The organism is Leifsonia sp. McL0618 (assembly GCF_049994905.1).
GTDB lineage: Bacteria > Actinomycetota > Actinomycetes > Actinomycetales > Microbacteriaceae > Diaminobutyricibacter.
Genome location: NZ_CP188258.1, coordinates 1,574,581 through 1,591,125, shown reverse-complemented (window position 1 = coordinate 1,591,125; position 16,545 = coordinate 1,574,581). Strand labels below are relative to the sequence as shown.

Here is a 16,545-nt window from a genome sequence, read left to right as displayed (position 1 = left end):
GCGGCAAGTCTACGGGGCGGGTTCCGAGGGGCAGGGCTCAGATGGTCGACCCGATCTGGATGACCAGCGGCGGGTACTCGATGCTCGTCGAGTACCAGGTCCACGAACCGCCGGGCGCGGCCTGCTGGAAATATGCGTTGACCTGTCCGTTCGCAGGAACGTTGCCGAGCACGACGGACAACGACTTCTTGCCGGACAGAGTCTTCGGCCCGGTGCCGCCGAGCGTTCCACCTGACGCATAGCCACCGGCGTTCAGCGTGACCGGGCTCGACGCCTCGAGGAGGAACGCGATGACGTAGGTCGCCGGCGTGGTGATGCCGTAGGCGGCGGGTTCGAAGTGCACCGAGACGAACGGGCCTCCCGCTGTGGTCTGGCGGTAGCTGAAGCTCGCGTACGGCGGGTTCGCGTCGGTCTGGAGGATGTCCGGCGACCCCAGCGTGAGGTTCGTGCGCCCCTTCCCGACGGTGTGGACCGGGCTGATGACGTCGATCGGCGGCGGAAACCAGGGAAAGTGGACGATCCTCGTCCAGTCCTCGAGAGTGAGGTCTTTCTCGAATGTTGTGAGGTCGAGCTTCCGGTCCTCGAAGGGCGCGGCGGCGATGTCGTACGATTCCTCAGACATGAGGAAAAGTCTACTCCCGCCTGTCTACCCCCTTTGCATGGTCACCGTGACCGGGGAGCCGCTCAATGCGAGGAACACGTCCTGGCCCGGCACGGTCGTCTCACGCGCCGCGTGCTGCACTGAAATGACCGTTCCGTCGTCGAGTCGCACGAACGTGCGGCGTAGCGAGCCGAGGAAGCTCGTGGCCACCACCGAGGCCCGGATACCGGTGGGCGCGAGGCTGATGTCCTCGGGGCGCAGGAAGACGCGCACCGGCCCGTCGGCGACATCCGCCCGCACCAGCGGAAGCCGCTGACCGAGGACCGCCACCGAACCGCCGGAGACGACCCCGTCGATCCGGTTGCTCAAGCCCACGAACTCGGCGACGAAATCCGTCGCCGGCGTGCGGTACAACTCCTCCGGAGTCCCGATCTGCTCGATGTTTCCCGCGCGCATGACCGCGACACGATCCGCGATCGCGAGCGCCTCCTCCTGGTCGTGCGTGACGAACAGGGTGGTGATCCCGAGTTCGGTCTGGATCTTTCGGATCTCCTCCCTCAGCTGCACCCGCACCTTCGCGTCGAGGGCCGAGAGGGGTTCATCCAGCAGGAGAACGCGCGGTCGCGTGACGAGAGCCCGAGCGAGCGCGACCCGCTGCTGCTGTCCGCCCGAAAGCTGGTGTGCGTAACGCCCGCCCAGGTGGCCGAGCCCGACGAGCTCCAGCGCTTCGGCAGACCTCCGTCGCCGACTGGCCGCATTCACGTGGCGCATCTCCAGCCCGAATTCGATGTTCTGCGTGACCGTCATGTGGGGAAAGAGCGAGTACGACTGGAAGACCATGCCGATGTCGCGCTTGTTGACCGGGGTGTTCACGACATCCATGCCGTTGATCCTGATCGAGCCCGAGGTGACCTGCTCGAGGCCCGACAGGGCGCGGAGCGCGGTCGTCTTGCCGCATCCCGACGGCCCGAGGAGGGCGACGAACTCGCCGGGAGCCATCGAGAGGTTCACGCCGTTCAGCGCGCGCTGGCCCGCGTAGTCCTTGACCACATCTACGAGTTCGACGCTCGCCCCTTCCTGGATGGTGATGGGCAGCGTGCCTGGCTGGGTGTCAGCTGTCGTGGTCATGCGGTTCTCCGATTGCGCCCGAGCGAACCCAGGCGGCCGATGAGTAGAAGGAGGATGAAGGCGACGACCAGCGCGAAGAGGGCGAAGATCGCGGCGACATACGGGTCGCTCTGCTGCAGCAGGATGAGCGCCGTCTGGAAGGTGTTCTGGCTGAGGAACGATGCGATCGTGAACTCGCCCAGCACCACGGCGATGGTGATGAAGACGGCGGATGCGATCCCACGCCGCAGGTTCGGCAGCACGATCCGCCAGAGAACGCTCCCCCATCCCGCGCCGAGCGATCGCGCCGCTTCGGTCAGGGTCACGATGTCGAACGCCGCGAGGTTCACCGCCATCGGACGGTAGGCGTACGGCAGCACGATGATCCCGATTGCGAACGCCAACGTCCACGGCGAGCTGCCGAAGATCGCCGCGACCGCCGAGTACACCGGCACGAAGCCGACGACGAGCACGACCGTTGGCACGGTGATCGGCAGGATGCACACGAACTCGAGGGAACGACGCATCTTCGGGTAGCGGAGCTCGACCAGGAGCATCGTGGGAAGCAGCAGGAGCAGGATGATCGCCAGCGTCACCACGCAGATGACGAGCGAATTGCCCAGGCCCTGCCACAGCACCTCGTAGGTCGAGGCGTCGGCGGGTTCGACGATCGACGTGTAGTGCTCGAGTGTGAACTGCCCGGTCTGGCCTTTGCGCAGGGTGAACTGGAACAGCGCCAGTATCGGGATGAGAAAGGCGACCACCGTGACGATGAGGATGGTGCGGCGGGCGAACGTGCCCGGCTCGGCACCGAATCGCTGGGCCCTCATCGCTGCCACCTCGAGGAGCGGCGCTGGAGCGCAGAGTATCCGAGCATGACCACGACCATGACCGCGAGCATCCCGAGCGCGAGAACGCCGGCGACGTTCGAGACGCCGACCACCGTCTCGCTGGTGAGCTGCTGCTTGATGGTCAGGGGTACGATGCCGCCCTGGTCGATGAGTGCGGCGGCCGTCGCATACGACGAGAACGCGTTGGCGAAGAGAAGGATGAAGCAGCCCCAGAACGCCGGCGCGAGGATCGGGCCTGCGACCCGGCGCCAGTAGGTGAAGCGGCTGCCGCCGAGAATGGCCGTCGCCTCACCCCACTGGGCCTTCAGCCCGGCCATCGCCGGCATGAACGTCAGGACCATCAGCGGGATCTGGAAGTACACATACGGAAAGAGCAGGCCGGGGATCTGGTACAGCAGTGGCCCGTCGGCGTTGATGTCGTACCCGAACGTCTGTTTAAGCCACTGCGTCAGAAGGCCCTGGATTCCGATGGTCGCGATGAACGCGAACGCCAGCATGACTCCGCCGAACTGGGCGAGCACACTGCTCGCGGAGTCGATCGCCGTGCGCAGGAAGCCGTCGGGCCGAACACCCAGCAGCGCGTAGCAGATGACGGCGCCGGCGACGGCGCCTACGGCAGCGCTCACCGCGCTGACGGCGAAGGATGCGACGAACGCCGACTGGATGGTCGGGTCGGCGAACGCCGCCAGGTTCGCGAACGTGAACCGCCCGTCGGAGGTGAAGAACCCGCTCGCCACCGCGACCAGCGCGGGGATGGCGAGGAAGATCACCACGTAGGCGGCGAACGGGGTGAAGCCCAGCCACGCGACGCTACGGCGCCGGGACACAGTCCCGGCGCCGCGCGTGGTCGTCGCCTGCACTTCGGTCGAAGCGACAGTCATCTGTCGTCCGTCAGCCGACGGCCTTGGCCCAGTTGCTCGCCAGCACCTTGGAGGCCGCAGCCGCCTGGGCGGCGGTGAGCTGCACGAAGTCCGCGGGCGGCTCGCCGACGGTCTTCAGCACCTGCGCATCGACGGTGTTGTTCTTCTGCATGGCGGCGAGGGTCGACGGGTACGCACCGGAAGCGAGGTACAGGTTCTGCACCGCGGGCGAGTACAGGTACTCCTCCCAGAGACGAGCGGCCGCAGGGTGCGGTGCGTCGACGTTGATCGCCTGGTTGTAGTAGCTGCCGAGGGCGCTGCCGGGCAGCACGACCGTCTTCCAGTTCGGGTTGCCGGCTGATCCGCCATCCGGACCCCACGCCAGGTTGTTGTAGCTCCACTGGATGACGACCGGGGTCTCACCCGAGTTCACGGTGGCCTGCGTCGGCAGCACCGACAGGAAGTTGCCTGCCTTCTTCAGCTTGCCGAAGAAGTCGACACCCGCCTGGATGTTGTCGGCCGAACCACCGTTCTCGAGGGCTGCGAGGTAGACCGCGCTGGCCGCTTCGTTCGCCTGGGTCGGGTTGCCCTTGATAGCGACCTTGCCCTTGTAGTCGGAGCCGAGAAGATCGGAGAACGACGTGGGTGCTTTCGGGATCTGCTTGGAGTCGTAGCCGATCGACATGAGGCCGGTGTAGTCGTAGTACCACTTGCCCGACGGGTCCTTGAAGTCGGCGGGGATGTCCGCCCAGTTCGCGACCTTGTACGGCGCTACGAGGCCGAGGTTCTGGTCGAGCACGGCGGTTCCGATGTCGAAGACGTCGGGAGCCGTGGCCTGGCCCTTCTGCGACTTCGCCGCTGCTACCTCATCGGCGCTCGATCCGTTCGGGTTCGCCGAGTTGATCTTGATCTTCGGGTACTTCTTCTCGAACCCGTCGATGATCTTGCCGTAGTTCGCCCACGACGGCGGAAGGGTGATGACGTTGAGCTGGCCTTCGGCGTTCGCCGCCGCGACGAGCCCGTCGATTCCGCCGAAGTCGGTGGCGCTGGCCGCCTTCGCCGCGTCGACCTTGGAGGTCGGTTCTGTCCCGGCTGCAGCCGAGCACCCCGCGAGTGCGAGGGCAGCGATCGTCGCGAGCGATACGGCCGCGATCGTGCGCTTGGTGGTCAAGAGTGCCTCCCTGGAACGCCCGCGGCCGATTCGCGCTGTGTCGCGAACCGTGCAACACCGCAGGATCAGTCCTCCGTCATGCTGACGGTCTGCGGTGACCGGTGCGGGGGAAGTAGGTGAATGGGAGGCGAACCCTTCGTGTCGGACGATGCAGCTAGTGTCGGATCGATGGTTGAGAAGATTTCGTCCCCGGGTGCGCGACGCATCGCCCTCGCCGCCCAGGGTTTCGGGCGGCCACGCCCGTCAGTCGTATCCACGCGACAGCTGAACGGACTGGTCGACCGGCTCAACCTGCTGCAGATCGACTCGGTGAACGTCTTCGAGCGCAGTCACTACCTGCCCGTCTTCGCACGGCTGGGCGCCTACGACAAAGCTCTGCTCGACCGCATCACCTTCGAGGCGAAAGCACCGCACACCGAGTACTGGGCGCACGAGGCGGCGCTCCTCCGCCGCGAAGACTGGGCACTGTTCCGGTGGCGGATGCTCGACTACCGCCGCCGCTACGGCGACCCCGAAGACGGCTGGTTCCAGACCAACCGGTCGACCGTCGACTGGCTGCGGGCGGAGCTCGCCGCGAACGGACCTCTCGCGGCAAGCGAGATCGAGCACGACGCCAACAAGCGCACCGGGCCGTGGTGGGGCTGGTCAGACGTGAAGCAGGCGCTCGAGTACATGTTCTACTTCGGCGAGGTGGCCATCGCCGGCCGCAGCCGGTTCCAGCGCCGGTATGCGCTCGCCGGCGACGTCCTTCCGGCAGAGATCCTCGACCGGCAGGTCGACGAGGCGGATGCCGTGCGGGAACTCGTTCGGCGATCGGCCGTCGCCCACGGCGTCGGAACGCTCGGCGACCTGGCCGACTATTTCCGCATCAAGCGGGCACCGGCATCCGTTGCGGTCCGTGAGCTCGAGGAGTCGGGCGAACTCGTGCCCGTCACCGTGCACGGGTGGGAGCGCAACGGCAAGCCCGAAAAGGCATGGGTGCACCGTGATGCGCGGCGACCGCGTCGTCTCGAAGCCAGCGCGCTGCTCTCGCCGTTCGACCCGGTGGTCTGGTACCGCGACCGGGCGCTGCGCATGTTCGACTTCCACTACCGCATCGAGATCTACACTCCCGAGCCCAAGCGCGTCTTCGGGTATTACGTGCTGCCGATCCTGCTCGACGACCGCATTGTCGGGCGCATCGACCTGAAGAACGACCGGCAGTCGGGGGTGCTTCGGGTGCAGGCGGCGTGGACCGAGCCGGGTGCGCCCGCCGACACCGCCGAACGCGTCGCCACGCTGCTCCACGAGACCGCCGCATGGCAAGGCCTCGGCGACGTGGTGGTGAGCGGGCGCGGCGACCTTGCTCCTGCCCTCGCGAGCGCTCTGCGCTGACGCGCACCTCTTAGAAGGTGCTGCCCATCTTCTCGAGGCGGTCGACGCGCTCGGGAATCGGTGGGTGGGTGCTGAACAGGCGGCTCATCAGGCTCGGCTTCAGCGGTTCCGCGATCCAGAGGTGTGCCATCGACGAGTTCTGCCGGCGCATCGGGCGGCCGTAGTCCTGCAGCTTCAGCAGCGCACTGGCCAGCGCATCCGGGTGACGCGTCGTCATCGCACCCGTCGCATCCGCCAGGTATTCGCGCTGGCGCGAGACCGCCAGCTGCACGAGGGTCGCGACGAGCGGCGCGATGATCATCGCGACCAGGCCGAAGATGAAGACGACCGGGTTGCCCCCGCCGCCGTTGTTGTTGTTGTTTCGGCCACCGCCGAAGAAGGCCATACGCAGGAACATGTCGGCGATGAACCCGACGGCGACCGTCAGGCCGAACACGATCATCGACAGGCGGATGTCGTAGTTGCGCACGTGTCCCAGCTCGTGCGCCATCACACCTTCGAGTTCGGCGTCGTCCATGATGTCGAGGAGACCCGTCGTCGCGGCGACCGCAGCGTGCTGCGGATCACGGCCGGTGGCGAAGGCGTTGGGCGCCGGGTCGTTCACGATGTAGACCTTCGGCATCGATGTTCCCGTCGTGATCGACAGGTTCTCGACCACGTTCCAGAGGCGAGGATTGTCCGCCTTCTGGATCTCGATCGCGCCCGCCATGTTCAGCGCCTGGCTGCTCGCGAGGTAGTACTGGAAGACCGCGTACAACGTCGCCACGACGAGGGTGATGATGACGATCGTCGGGTTGTTGTAGATGTACGCGGCAAGCCATCCGAGGCCGCCGATGATCAACAGGAACAGCAGGATCGTGATGACCGTATTGCGCTTGTTCCTGGCAATTGCTCTATACATTGCCGCCTGCCGCTAGAACTGCACGCGGGGCGGTTCGGCGATCGCCGCGAGGTCGCCGACCTCGAAGAAGTCGCGTTCGCCGAAGCCGAGACGCTTGGCGAAGATGCTGTTGGGGAACACCTTGATCTTGGTGTTCAGTTCACGCACCCCGCCGTTGTAGAACCGGCGCGATGCCTGGATCTTGTCTTCGGTGTCGACCAGGTCGGCCTGCAGGCGCAGGAAGTTCTGGCTCGCCTGCAGCTGCGGGTACGCCTCGGCGACCGCGAAGATGCTGCGTAAGGCTGACTGGATGTGGTTCTCTGCGACGGATGCCTCAGCCGGCCCCTGCGCCGAGAGCGTCTCCGCTCGCGCCTTGGTCACCGACTCGAAGACACCACGCTCGTGGGCTGCGTAGCCCTTGACCGTCTCGATCAGGTTCGGGATGAGGTCGGCTCGACGCTTCAGCTGAACCGTGATGTCGCTCCACGCCTCGTCGACCCGCACATTCAGGGTGACCAGCGAGTTGTATGTGGCCCACAGGTAGATCCCGATGATCGCGACGATCACGACGACGATGATGACCGGGATGAGCCAATCCATGGCAAAAACTCCTTGAGTGTGGGGCGCATTCGTAACGCGATCCTCATCTTATCCGGGGTGGACCGGGCTCCCACGGGCTTCCCACCACACTCAAAGCAAGTCCTTCGGGAACGTGCGGTACTACGCTCTGTCTCGTGAGCGATGCGACGGAGGCGACGCCCAGGCGCAGGCGCGGGAGGCCGCGCGCCGGCGCACGTTCGGGTGCGTCGGGCAAGGCCGCGATCATCCGTGCCGCAACACAGGAGTTCGCCGACCGCGGCTACGAAGCCGCATCACTGCGTGCGATCGCGCGCCGGGCGGGAGTGGACTCCGCCTTGGTCCACCACTACTTCGAGAACAAGGCCGACCTCTTCACCGCGACCCTCGGGGCGCCGCTCCGGCCGGACCGCGCGATCACGGCGATCCTCGCAGGTCCCCGCGACGAGGTGGGCACCAGCATCGTGCGCTACCTACTGACCCAGCTCGAAGACCAGAAGGCCCAGGCACGCGTCGTGGCGATCCTGCGCACCGCGGTGGGAAGTGGGCCGGGAAGCCGCATGCTGAAGGAATTCCTCGTGCGCGAGGTTTTCCAGCGGCTGGCCGCTGCCAGCTCGAGCGACGATGCCGATCTTCGGGCGAACCTGGCGGCGGCGCAGCTGGTGGGCGTGCTGCTCACGCGCTTCGTGCTGCGGCTGGAGCCGATCGCGAGCACCCCGACGGAGGAGCTGGTGCGCCGGGTCGGCCCGGTCATCCAGTGGCACCTGTTCGGCAGCGGCGAACCGCCGCGGCCTCTTGACGCGACCGTTCATCGCAGCGAATAATTCATCACATGATGAATTCGTCGGATGCAGCTGTCGAGATCGACGCTTTACGCGTCCGCCGCGGCAAGAAGATGGTGCTCGACGGCCTCTCGCTCACGATTCCCCGCGGCCAGGTCATCGGCCTGCTCGGGCCGAGCGGATGCGGAAAGACGACACTCATGCGATCAATCGTGGGCGTGCAGAAGATCAGCGGCGGTTCGGTGCGGGTTCTCGGCGATGTGGCGGGTTCCCCATCCCTTCGCCACCGGGTCGGCTACGTCACGCAATCGGCGAGCGTCTACGACGACCTCACCGTCAGACAGAACCTCAGCTACTTCCGCAGCGTTCTCGGTGCGCCGAAAGACGACGTCGACCGCGTCATCGAGGCGACGGACCTCGGCACGAAGACGTCACAGCTCGTCGGAACGCTCTCGGGCGGCGAGCGCAGCCGGGTGTCGCTCGCCGCGGCGCTCCTCGGTGTGCCGGAGGTGCTCATCCTTGACGAGCCGACCGTCGGGCTCGACCCGCTGCTCCGGGTCGACCTCTGGAACCTGTTCCACCGGCTGGCGGCTGTCGGCACGAGCCTCCTCGTCTCGAGTCACGTCATGGACGAGGCGACGCGCTGCGACCGGCTGCTCCTCATGCGCGACGGGGAGATCCTGGCCGACGAGACACCTGCGGGCCTCCTCGCCACGACTGGAGCCGGCGACGCGGAGGACGCCTTTCTTGCGCTGATCAGGCACCATCCGAAGCACCTCGGGGAAGGAGCTGAGCGATGACCTTCACGCGCACCTTCGCCACCGCCGGGCGTGTCCTCTCGCAGATCCGCCACGATCCTCGGACCATCGGCCTGCTCGTCGTCGTGCCCAGCCTCCTCATCGGGTTGGTGGCCTGGATCTTCACGGACACCGACACGTTCCAGACCATCGGCCCAGCGATGCTGGCACTCTTCCCGTTCGTCGTGATGTTCCTCGTCACGAGCATCACGACCCTGCGTGAGCGACGCACCGGAACCCTCGAACGGCTGCTGTCGATGCCGATGGGCCGGGGCGACTTCATCCTCGGCTACACGCTCGCGTTCGGGCTGCTCGCGATCGTGCAGTCCGTCGTGGCGGTCAGCTTCGCGATCCTGGTGTGCGGCCTGACGATCAAGGGCAGCGTCTGGCTGCTGCTCGCCGTCGCACTCGCCGACGCCATCCTCGGCACGACGCTCGGGCTGTTCGCAAGCGCGTTCGCACGCACCGAATTCCAGGTCGTGCAGTTCATGCCCGTGATCGTGTTCCCGCAGATCCTGCTCGGCGGCATCTTCATCCCGCGCGACCAGTTGCCGGAAGGGTTGAAGATCATCAGCGACTGGCTACCGCTGTCGCACGCGATCGATGCGCTCAACGCGGTGGCGACCGATTCGCACGATGCGGCCTACATCGGGGGCGAGTTGCTCATCATCGGCGCGTTCGCGCTGGGGGCGATCATCGTCGGTTCGCTGACGCTGCAGCGCCGCACGGCGTAGGCCTGCCCGAACGACGTTTGGTTGCCAGAAGATTGGCGGGCGCGCGGCCAGGCACGCAGACGACACTATGGCGTCGACCTCCTGAGTGCCCGACACCAGGAGGCTCGACGCCACAGTCGTTCGCTGCCGTCACCCGCGGTCGGTCGGGTGACGGCAGAGCTTCGCTACGGACTGCCCCAGTATCCCGACTGGGCCTGTTCGAGCGTTGCACCGGGGCAGGGTCCGCACCCGGAGTTGTCCGGACGTGTCGCGGACACGCCGGGCGCATAGTGCGGCGCAGGTGCAGCAGGCGTCGTCACGCTGCTGCTGCCCTGCGCCGAAGAGTGGGCGACCGCAGCGACGACGCGGCGCGTCGGCGCAGCCGGTCTGTGCGTTGTGCGGTCGGACATCAGGCCATCCCTCAAAGTTGACAAAACCTCGAATTATTCCCAGTCGGTTCACAGCTAGTCGGGAGTGTTCCAGCCCAACTGAGTAGTTGTCAAGATTCACACGCGTCACGCCGACCCCGCGGAAAACAGCCGAATTCCGCGGATTTCCGCGGGTTTTCGAGGGTTTCTCATCGAATCCCCGCGCGCCGATCGCACCCGGATTGGGGGTGCTGTGCACGACTACGGGAGCCAAAGGCGTCCGCCGACACCACGAGAACGCTCACACACACGAGGAGCCGGCTGCACTCAGTTCCGACTGGCGAGCACCTCGCGAAGCCATCCGAATGAGCGCTTGGGCGTGCGGTCCCGGGTGTCGAAATCGACGTGCACGATGCCGAACCGTTGCGTGTATCCCGCCGCCCACTCGAAGTTGTCGAGCAACGACCACACGTGGTAACCCTGCAGGTCGACCCCGCTCGCAATGCCGCCAGGGGCGACCGCCTCGAGTGCTGCAGCGATGTGGTCACCGAGGTATTCGATGCGTGCCCTGTCGTCGACCGGTTCGCCCGCCCGGGCATCCTCAGCGAGTGCCGTCGGAAAGCTCGCGCCGCCTTCGGTGATGACGATGGGCGGCAGGGCGTCGCCGTACCGGTCGCGCATCTCGGCGAGCGCGACACCCAGGTACCGCGGCGCGATCGGCCAGCCGAATCCGGTGCGGTCGAACTCCGGCCACTCCTCCAGGTGGAACGGGAGCGAGCGCATCGCCTCGGCTTCGCCGTCGGGTGATTCGCCCGCGCCCGACCCCGCTGCGATCCGCGACGGGAAGTAGTAGTTCAGGCCGTAGAAGTCGAGCGGCGCCGAGATCACCGCGAGGTCGTCGGCGTCGACTTCGTCGAACACGCCGAACATGTCCCGGAAGGGTTCGGGCGCTTCCGGGTAGCGCCCGAGCAGCACGGGGTCGGCGAAGATCCGGTTGTGGATGACGTCGAAGAGCGCCGCGAACGCCGCATCCTCTTCGCCGTCGCTCGCCGGTTCGACCGGGGAGTGCACGTTCGTGATGCCGATGCGCCCGGCGACCCCGGCATCCCTGAGTGCGCCGACGCTGAGGCCGTGTGCGAGCAGCTGGTGATGGGCGGCAGGGAGCGCGTCGAAGAGCAGGGCGTGCCCCGGCGCGTGGATTCCCAGCGCATAGCCGTTCAGCGTGACGGTCGCCGGCTCGTTGATGGTCACCCACGAGTCGACACGGTCGCCGAAGGCCTCGGCCGCAACGAACGCGTAGTCGGCGAAACGCCGCGCCGTGTCGCGCGACAGCCATCCGCCGCTCAGCTCGAGCGGCGTGTCCCAGTGGTAGAGCGTCGCCATCGGCCGGATGCCGGCGGCGAGGAGTTCGTCGATCAGGCGATCGTAGAACGCGATTCCCTCACGGTTGCCGCCTCCCCGTCCTCCCGGCTGGATGCGCGGCCAGGCGAGCGAGAACCGGTACGAGTCGACGCCGAGGTCGCTCATGAGCCGCACGTCTTCACTCAGCCGGTGGTAGTGATCCGTCGCGATATCGGCATTCGTACCGTCGAGGATGCGCCCGGGCTGGTGGGTGAAGACATCCCACACGGACTCCCCCCGACCGCCCTCGTGCGTGGCGCCCTCGATCTGGAAGGCTGCTGTCGCGACGCCCATGCGGAAGCCGGTCGGGATGATCTCCCCGAGTTCGCGGGCACGCTCGCGCCAGTGCTCGTCGGTCGACCGCCGTCCGCTCATGCTCCGAGCACCCGGGTGAGATACGGGTTCGCGAACGTGCGCTCCGGGTCGAGCCTGTCGCGCACGGCGATGAAATCGTCGAAATGCGGGTAGACGGATCGCAGCGAGTCCGCGTCGCGGTAGTGCATCTTTCCCCAGTGGGGCCGTCCGTCGTGCGCCATCATGATCTCCTCGACTGCGCGGAAGTACTCTTCGGGATTCTCCCGGAAGTAGCGGTGGACTGCGATATATCCGGACGCGCGTCCCTGCGCCGTCGACAGCCAGTTGTCGTCGGCGGCGGCCGACCGAACTTCGATGGGAAAGGAGATGCGCCATCCGCGTCGTTCGATGAGCGACTTGACCTCGCGGAGCGCCGCCGGGACGGCTTCGCGCGGTATGGCATATTCCATCTCTCGGAAGCGGACCGTGCGGTTGGTCACGAACACCCGCGGCGAGTGGTCGGTGAAGTCCCGGTTGCCCGTGAGCCTCTGGGCGAGCCTGCTGAACGGCGGCACGATGGCGGGCATGACCGTTCCGGTCGCACAGACACCGCGGTAGATGCCGTTCGCGAGGAGTTCGTCGTCCACCCAGCGGCCGACTGCTCCGAGGGGTTTGCGCTCCGCGTCGGCCGACAGCCGGGTGTTGGTCTTGGTGAGCGCGGTCTCCGTGTGCGGGAACCAGTAGAACTCGAAGTGGTCGGCCGCCGCCGACCGTTCCAGGTAGCTGTCGAGGGTCGCCTCGAGCGGTTCCGGCCGTTCCACGGCCTCGAGGAGGAATGCGGGAACGCACTGGATCGTGATATCGACGATGACGCCGAGAGCCCCGAGCCCGAGCCTCGCGGCCGGAAGCAGGTCGGCGTTCTCGGTCTCGCTGATGGTCAGGAGCTCGCCGGTGCCGCTCACCAGGGTGAGAGCGACGATCTGGGTCGCGAGGCCGCCGAAGGTTCCCCCGGTGCCGTGGGTTCCTGTCGACGTGGCGCCGGCGATGGTCTGCCGGTCGATGTCGCCCATGTTCTCGAGCGCCAGGCCGTAGGGGCGCAGCAGGTCGGGCAACTGGTACAGGTTCGTGCCTGCGGCGAGGGTGACCCGTCCGCGGTCTTCGTCGACGGCGATGACTCCACGCAGGTCGCCGAGCTCGAGCTGCACCCCGGGTGCGACGGCGATGCCGGTGAAGCTGTGGCCGGCGCCGACGGCTTTGACGTGCATCCCCTGTTTCACAGCGGCGGTGACGGCGCGCTGCACAGCGGCGGCACTCGCCGGGCGCTCGACACGCGCAGGGCGCACCTGCTCGCTTCTCCCCCAGTTCTGCCAGGTCGCTCCGGTCGCTGTCACAGGAACGCCTTGCCTTCCCCGCGGTAGGTCAGCGACGTGCCGACGACGTCGCCGCCTTCGACGAGGCGGAATTCGTTGACGTGCTCGCTCAGCTCGCCCGACTTCGTGTGACGCAGCCAGACACGGTCGCCGACCCGCAGGATGCCCGCAGCAGCGCCAGTCAGTGGAGTCTGCACCTCGCCGGCCATCTCCCGGGGCACCATCGCGAGTCCCGCAGGCCACGTGATGCTGGGCAGGCGGTCGTCCCCTGCCGGCCCGGATGCGATCCATCCGCCGCCGAGGAGTGTCGCCGTCTCCGGCGTCGGCTTGCGCACCACGGAGAGTGCGAAGGCCGCCGCAGGGGCCGGGCTGAACGACTGGTAGTTGTCGAAGAGGTGACCGCCGAACAGTCCGCTGCCGGCCGCGATCTCGGTGACCGACGCATCCGACGAGGTGAACTCGAGCGAACCGGTGCCGCCGCCGTTCACGAATTCGAGATCCGCGATCTCCCGCACCGCTGCAACGGCACGGCCGCGGCGCTCGGCGAGTTCGGCCTTGGAGTTCTTCTGCATCCAGCGCACGGTGGCCCCCCACGCGGCGCGGCCGGCGGGCTTGTCGCCCTGGCCGGCGATCTGCGCTTCGTAGCCCATCATCCCGACAAGCCGGAACCCAGGACGTGTGACGATCTTCACCGCGAGGCCGCGCGCGTCCTCCGGGCTGAAGATCGGCGACCGCCAGACACCGACGTGACCGAGCACCGGGTTGTGCCACGACGAGTCGAGCTCAAGGCACACGCGGATGGTTTCACGGACCGACGCGGGGAAGACACTGTCGATCAGGTCGAGGTGCGCGACCGAGTCGACCATGAGGGTGACGCGGGAGGCCAGTTCGGGCGACGTCGCGAGTTCGGCGATTGCTGCGCGATCGGCTGTCGGATAGCCGACGACGACGTCCTCGATCGGCGGATGCCCGTCTGACCCCTTCGCCAGCCACAGCGCCTCCTCGAGGGTGTAGGCCAGCACGCCGTGGTAGCCGGGGACCGCGAGCACGGCATCGAGCACATCCCTCACCCGCACCGACTTGGACGCGACGCGGATCGGCTTGCCGCCGGCGCGCCGCAGCATGTCGTGGGTGTTGTGGCGCAGCGCGTCGAGCTGGAGCACGGCGAGCGCCGGGTCGAGGCCGGCGGTCGCCGCGGTGAGGGACGGCCAGTAGGTGCCCGGCCGGGTCCAGGTGCGGGCGGATGCGGCGGGCGCGACGGACAGGTCGATGGACACTAACGGACTGCTTTCACTCGGGCGACCGCGAGAGCACCCGCGAACGCGAAGACACCGGACAGGATGAAGAGGCCCATGAAGCCGCCCATCGCCGCGACGATGCCGGCGCCGATCAGCGGAGCGACGGCCTGCGGCACGGCGGTCGCGATGTTCATGATGCCCAGGTCTTTGCCCCGCGATTCGGGGTCAGGGAGCACCTGGGTGGCGAGGGCCTGGTCGACGGAGAGGAAGCATCCGTACCCGAGGCCGAGCAGGCCGGCGGCGACCATTGCGACCGTGAGGTCGGGGAAGAAGGCGAGCAGGAACGCGGCCACGCCCTGCAGGGCCGACGAGACGAACACGAACGCCTTGCGCCGGCCGAGGCGGTCGGAGAGGCGGCCGAGCACGAGCGAGGCGATGATGACGAAGATCATGTAGATGAGGATCAGCGTGAGCAGGTCGTCGTCAGCGTGCTTGTCGTTCAGGCCGAACTGCAGGAAGTAGAGCAGCATCGTCGTGCCGAACGCATTGCCGAAGTTGACGAGCACGCGGCTGAGCAGGGTCCAGCCGAAGTCGGGGTGTTCGCGCGGGCTGATCCAGAGGCTCTGAACCACGCCGCGCGCCGTCATCTTCTCTTTGAGCTCTTTCGGCAGCACGGCATCGGGAAGGAACAGGAATGGCGTGACGAGAACGACGAGCAGGATCGCCATGGCCGCGTAGCCGAGGAACGTCCCGACGAAGACGTACGTGACGAGCATGACGCCGAGGATGATCCCGATCGCCTGCGGGGCGCTCAGCCAGCCGGAGACATAGCCGCGCTGGTTGACGGGCACCTGGTCGCTGATCGTCGCGGTGAGAGCTGCGGTCAGGATGCAGAACCCGGTCAGCGCGAGCGACCAGAAGACGCCGATGCCGACGATCGTGGTCTGCGCACCGAGCACGATGAGCGAGAGCGCGAAGACGATCGTGCCGATGACGATCCACGGGCGGCGGCGGCCGAACCGGCTGGTCGTGCGGTCGGAGAGTGCCCCCGTCAGCGGATAGGCGATGATCGCGCACACTCCGGAGATGCCCGAGATGATGCCGAAGGCGACCACATTGTCGACCCAGTACGTCGTCTTGAGCTGGGCGGTGATCTGCTCGGGAAGGAGCTTCTGCACCGGGGCGAGCTGCGCCATCCAGATGCCGAGCCACGCGATCGCGAAGAACGCGATCCAGCGCCCGGTGACTTTGCGGGTGGGTTCGGCGAAAACGGCCGTCGTCTGGGTTTCGGTCATGAGGTCCTCGCGGTTGTAGGGAGTGTTGCAAGGCGAGCGACGGAGTCGGCCGCGAAATCCAGGATGGATTCTGCCGCCGCGTCGTCGCGGTTGACGAGCCAGGAGATGGTGAGGCCGTCCGTCAGAACGACCAGCAGGGTTGCGATCTCGTGCAGCGGCTTGTCCCAGACGGCTCCGGTGAGTTCGGACGCGACGGCCAGTGCATTCTCGGCGAGCGCGTAATAGCTGTCGTATTGAAGCTGCGCCAGCCGCTCGAGCCCGGGTGACCGCATCGCGTAGTGGGTGAGCTCGAACATCGCTTTCTCGCGCTGCGGGTCGGCACGCACGACGTCGAAATAGGTCTGGAGCCCGGCGCGCACGGCGTCGCGCAGTTCGACCTGGCCCTGGTCGGGCATCAGCACGGGCGCGAGCGCGCGCTCCTGCTGGGACACGACGAACGCCACGAGTTCGCTCATCAGCTCATCCCGTGAAGTGAACACGTAGTGGAAGCTGGCAAGGGACATTCCCGCTTCGGCGACGATCGCGCGGGTGGTCGCGGCCTGGACGCCGTGTTCCGCGACGACGCGCAGGGCCGCCTGGATGAGGGCCGCACGTCGATCGGTGGCCGCGATGCGCGTCACGAGGCGACCCGGGGGCACCGCGCGGAGGCGGTCGGCGGGTTCGGGTGGAGCGATATCGGATGCTGCACGTACGGTTCTCCTGCTCGGCGCTGGGCAAGAACTGGGACGGTTGACCCAGTTGCCAGTATGCACGAAAGTCCGCCCGTCGGTTTGACATCCGCCTCGTTGACACCTGAAATGGGGGTAGAGTGCGCAGGTTTCCCCGTATCCGTGTTCCACCCGTCCGGTCGCCGGAAGCGACCGGACG

The 16,545-nt window shown here is 67.1% G+C and carries 17 protein-coding genes; 4 read left to right on the top strand and 13 right to left on the bottom strand.

What is annotated here, in order from left to right:
* Positions 1-37 precede the first annotated feature (37 nt).
* From ACPPVQ_RS07565 to ACPPVQ_RS07545, 5 genes are read right to left on the bottom strand one after another with little or no spacing between them, the layout of a single operon-like run.
* Positions 38-622, bottom strand: coding sequence for a hypothetical protein (locus ACPPVQ_RS07565; protein ID WP_426520218.1), 585 nt, complete (start codon positions 620-622; stop codon positions 38-40).
* Positions 623-646: 24 nt separating this feature from the next.
* On the bottom strand, positions 647-1,729 hold the full coding sequence (locus ACPPVQ_RS07560; RefSeq protein ID WP_426520216.1) for an ABC transporter ATP-binding protein: 1,083 nt from the start codon (positions 1,727-1,729) through the stop codon (positions 647-649).
* The gene (locus ACPPVQ_RS07555; protein WP_426520214.1) at positions 1,726-2,538 is read right to left on the bottom strand and encodes an ABC transporter permease; all 813 of its coding nucleotides are present in this window, start codon (positions 2,536-2,538) and stop codon (positions 1,726-1,728) included. The genes ACPPVQ_RS07560 and ACPPVQ_RS07555 overlap by 4 nt, the downstream gene beginning before the upstream one ends.
* Entirely contained in the window at positions 2,535-3,440 is a 906-nt protein-coding gene (locus ACPPVQ_RS07550; protein ID WP_426520212.1) for an ABC transporter permease, read from the bottom strand. Before ACPPVQ_RS07550 ends, ACPPVQ_RS07555 begins: the two co-directional genes overlap by 4 nt.
* 10 nt (positions 3,441-3,450) lie before the next feature.
* Entirely contained in the window at positions 3,451-4,590 is a 1,140-nt protein-coding gene (locus ACPPVQ_RS07545) for an ABC transporter substrate-binding protein (RefSeq protein WP_426520210.1), read from the bottom strand.
* 168 nt (positions 4,591-4,758) lie between these two features.
* Here ACPPVQ_RS07545 and ACPPVQ_RS07540 point away from each other — a divergent pair, with 168 nt between their 5' ends.
* Positions 4,759-5,964, top strand: a complete 1,206-nt coding sequence (locus ACPPVQ_RS07540; RefSeq protein ID WP_426520208.1) for a winged helix-turn-helix domain-containing protein — start codon at positions 4,759-4,761, stop codon at positions 5,962-5,964.
* Positions 5,965-5,974: 10 nt separating this feature from the next.
* Here the strand turns inward: ACPPVQ_RS07540 and ACPPVQ_RS07535 are convergent, their stop codons facing one another.
* Positions 5,975-6,865 carry a M48 family metalloprotease gene (locus ACPPVQ_RS07535; RefSeq protein ID WP_426520206.1) on the bottom strand — a complete coding sequence of 297 codons (891 nt, stop codon included), beginning with the start codon at positions 6,863-6,865 and terminating at the stop codon, positions 5,975-5,977.
* A 12-nt stretch (positions 6,866-6,877) separates the two neighbouring features.
* Positions 6,878-7,444: a LemA family protein gene (locus ACPPVQ_RS07530; protein WP_426520204.1), complete on the bottom strand. Its 567-nt coding sequence runs from the start codon at positions 7,442-7,444 to the stop codon at positions 6,878-6,880.
* A gap of 134 nt (positions 7,445-7,578) precedes the next feature.
* On the opposite strand from ACPPVQ_RS07530, the gene ACPPVQ_RS07525 reads away from it, so the two are divergent.
* The 3 genes from ACPPVQ_RS07525 to ACPPVQ_RS07515 are packed head-to-tail and all read left to right on the top strand — an operon-like array spanning position 7,579 to position 9,733.
* Positions 7,579-8,244 (top strand): TetR family transcriptional regulator, encoded by a 666-nt coding sequence (locus tag ACPPVQ_RS07525; protein WP_426520202.1) that lies wholly within the window; start codon positions 7,579-7,581, stop codon positions 8,242-8,244.
* A gap of 8 nt (positions 8,245-8,252) precedes the next feature.
* A complete protein-coding gene (locus tag ACPPVQ_RS07520; RefSeq protein WP_426520200.1) occupies positions 8,253-9,002 on the top strand; it encodes an ABC transporter ATP-binding protein in 750 nt (249 codons plus the stop codon).
* A complete protein-coding gene (locus ACPPVQ_RS07515) occupies positions 8,999-9,733 on the top strand; it encodes an ABC transporter permease (RefSeq protein WP_426520198.1) in 735 nt (244 codons plus the stop codon). Before ACPPVQ_RS07520 ends, ACPPVQ_RS07515 begins: the two co-directional genes overlap by 4 nt.
* Before the next feature lie 164 nt (positions 9,734-9,897).
* Here ACPPVQ_RS07515 and ACPPVQ_RS07510 read toward each other — a convergent pair whose 3' ends face one another.
* The 6 genes from ACPPVQ_RS07510 to ACPPVQ_RS07485 form a co-directional block, all read right to left on the bottom strand.
* A complete protein-coding gene (locus ACPPVQ_RS07510; RefSeq protein ID WP_426520196.1) occupies positions 9,898-10,122 on the bottom strand; it encodes a hypothetical protein in 225 nt (74 codons plus the stop codon).
* A gap of 285 nt (positions 10,123-10,407) precedes the next feature.
* Entirely contained in the window at positions 10,408-11,856 is a 1,449-nt protein-coding gene (locus tag ACPPVQ_RS07505; RefSeq protein WP_426520194.1) for a GH1 family beta-glucosidase, read from the bottom strand.
* Entirely contained in the window at positions 11,853-13,166 is a 1,314-nt protein-coding gene (locus ACPPVQ_RS07500) for a D-arabinono-1,4-lactone oxidase (protein WP_426520192.1), read from the bottom strand. The genes ACPPVQ_RS07505 and ACPPVQ_RS07500 overlap by 4 nt, the downstream gene beginning before the upstream one ends.
* The gene (locus ACPPVQ_RS07495) at positions 13,163-14,422 is read right to left on the bottom strand and encodes an amino acid deaminase/aldolase (protein WP_426520190.1); all 1,260 of its coding nucleotides are present in this window, start codon (positions 14,420-14,422) and stop codon (positions 13,163-13,165) included. Before ACPPVQ_RS07495 ends, ACPPVQ_RS07500 begins: the two co-directional genes overlap by 4 nt.
* Positions 14,422-15,678 (bottom strand): MFS transporter, encoded by a 1,257-nt coding sequence (locus tag ACPPVQ_RS07490; protein ID WP_426520188.1) that lies wholly within the window; start codon positions 15,676-15,678, stop codon positions 14,422-14,424. The genes ACPPVQ_RS07495 and ACPPVQ_RS07490 overlap by 1 nt, the downstream gene beginning before the upstream one ends.
* Complete coding sequence (locus ACPPVQ_RS07485; RefSeq protein WP_426520185.1) at positions 15,675-16,298, bottom strand: TetR/AcrR family transcriptional regulator; 624 nt, start codon at positions 16,296-16,298, stop codon at positions 15,675-15,677. The genes ACPPVQ_RS07490 and ACPPVQ_RS07485 overlap by 4 nt, the downstream gene beginning before the upstream one ends.
* Between the last annotated feature and the right edge of the window lie 247 nt (positions 16,299-16,545).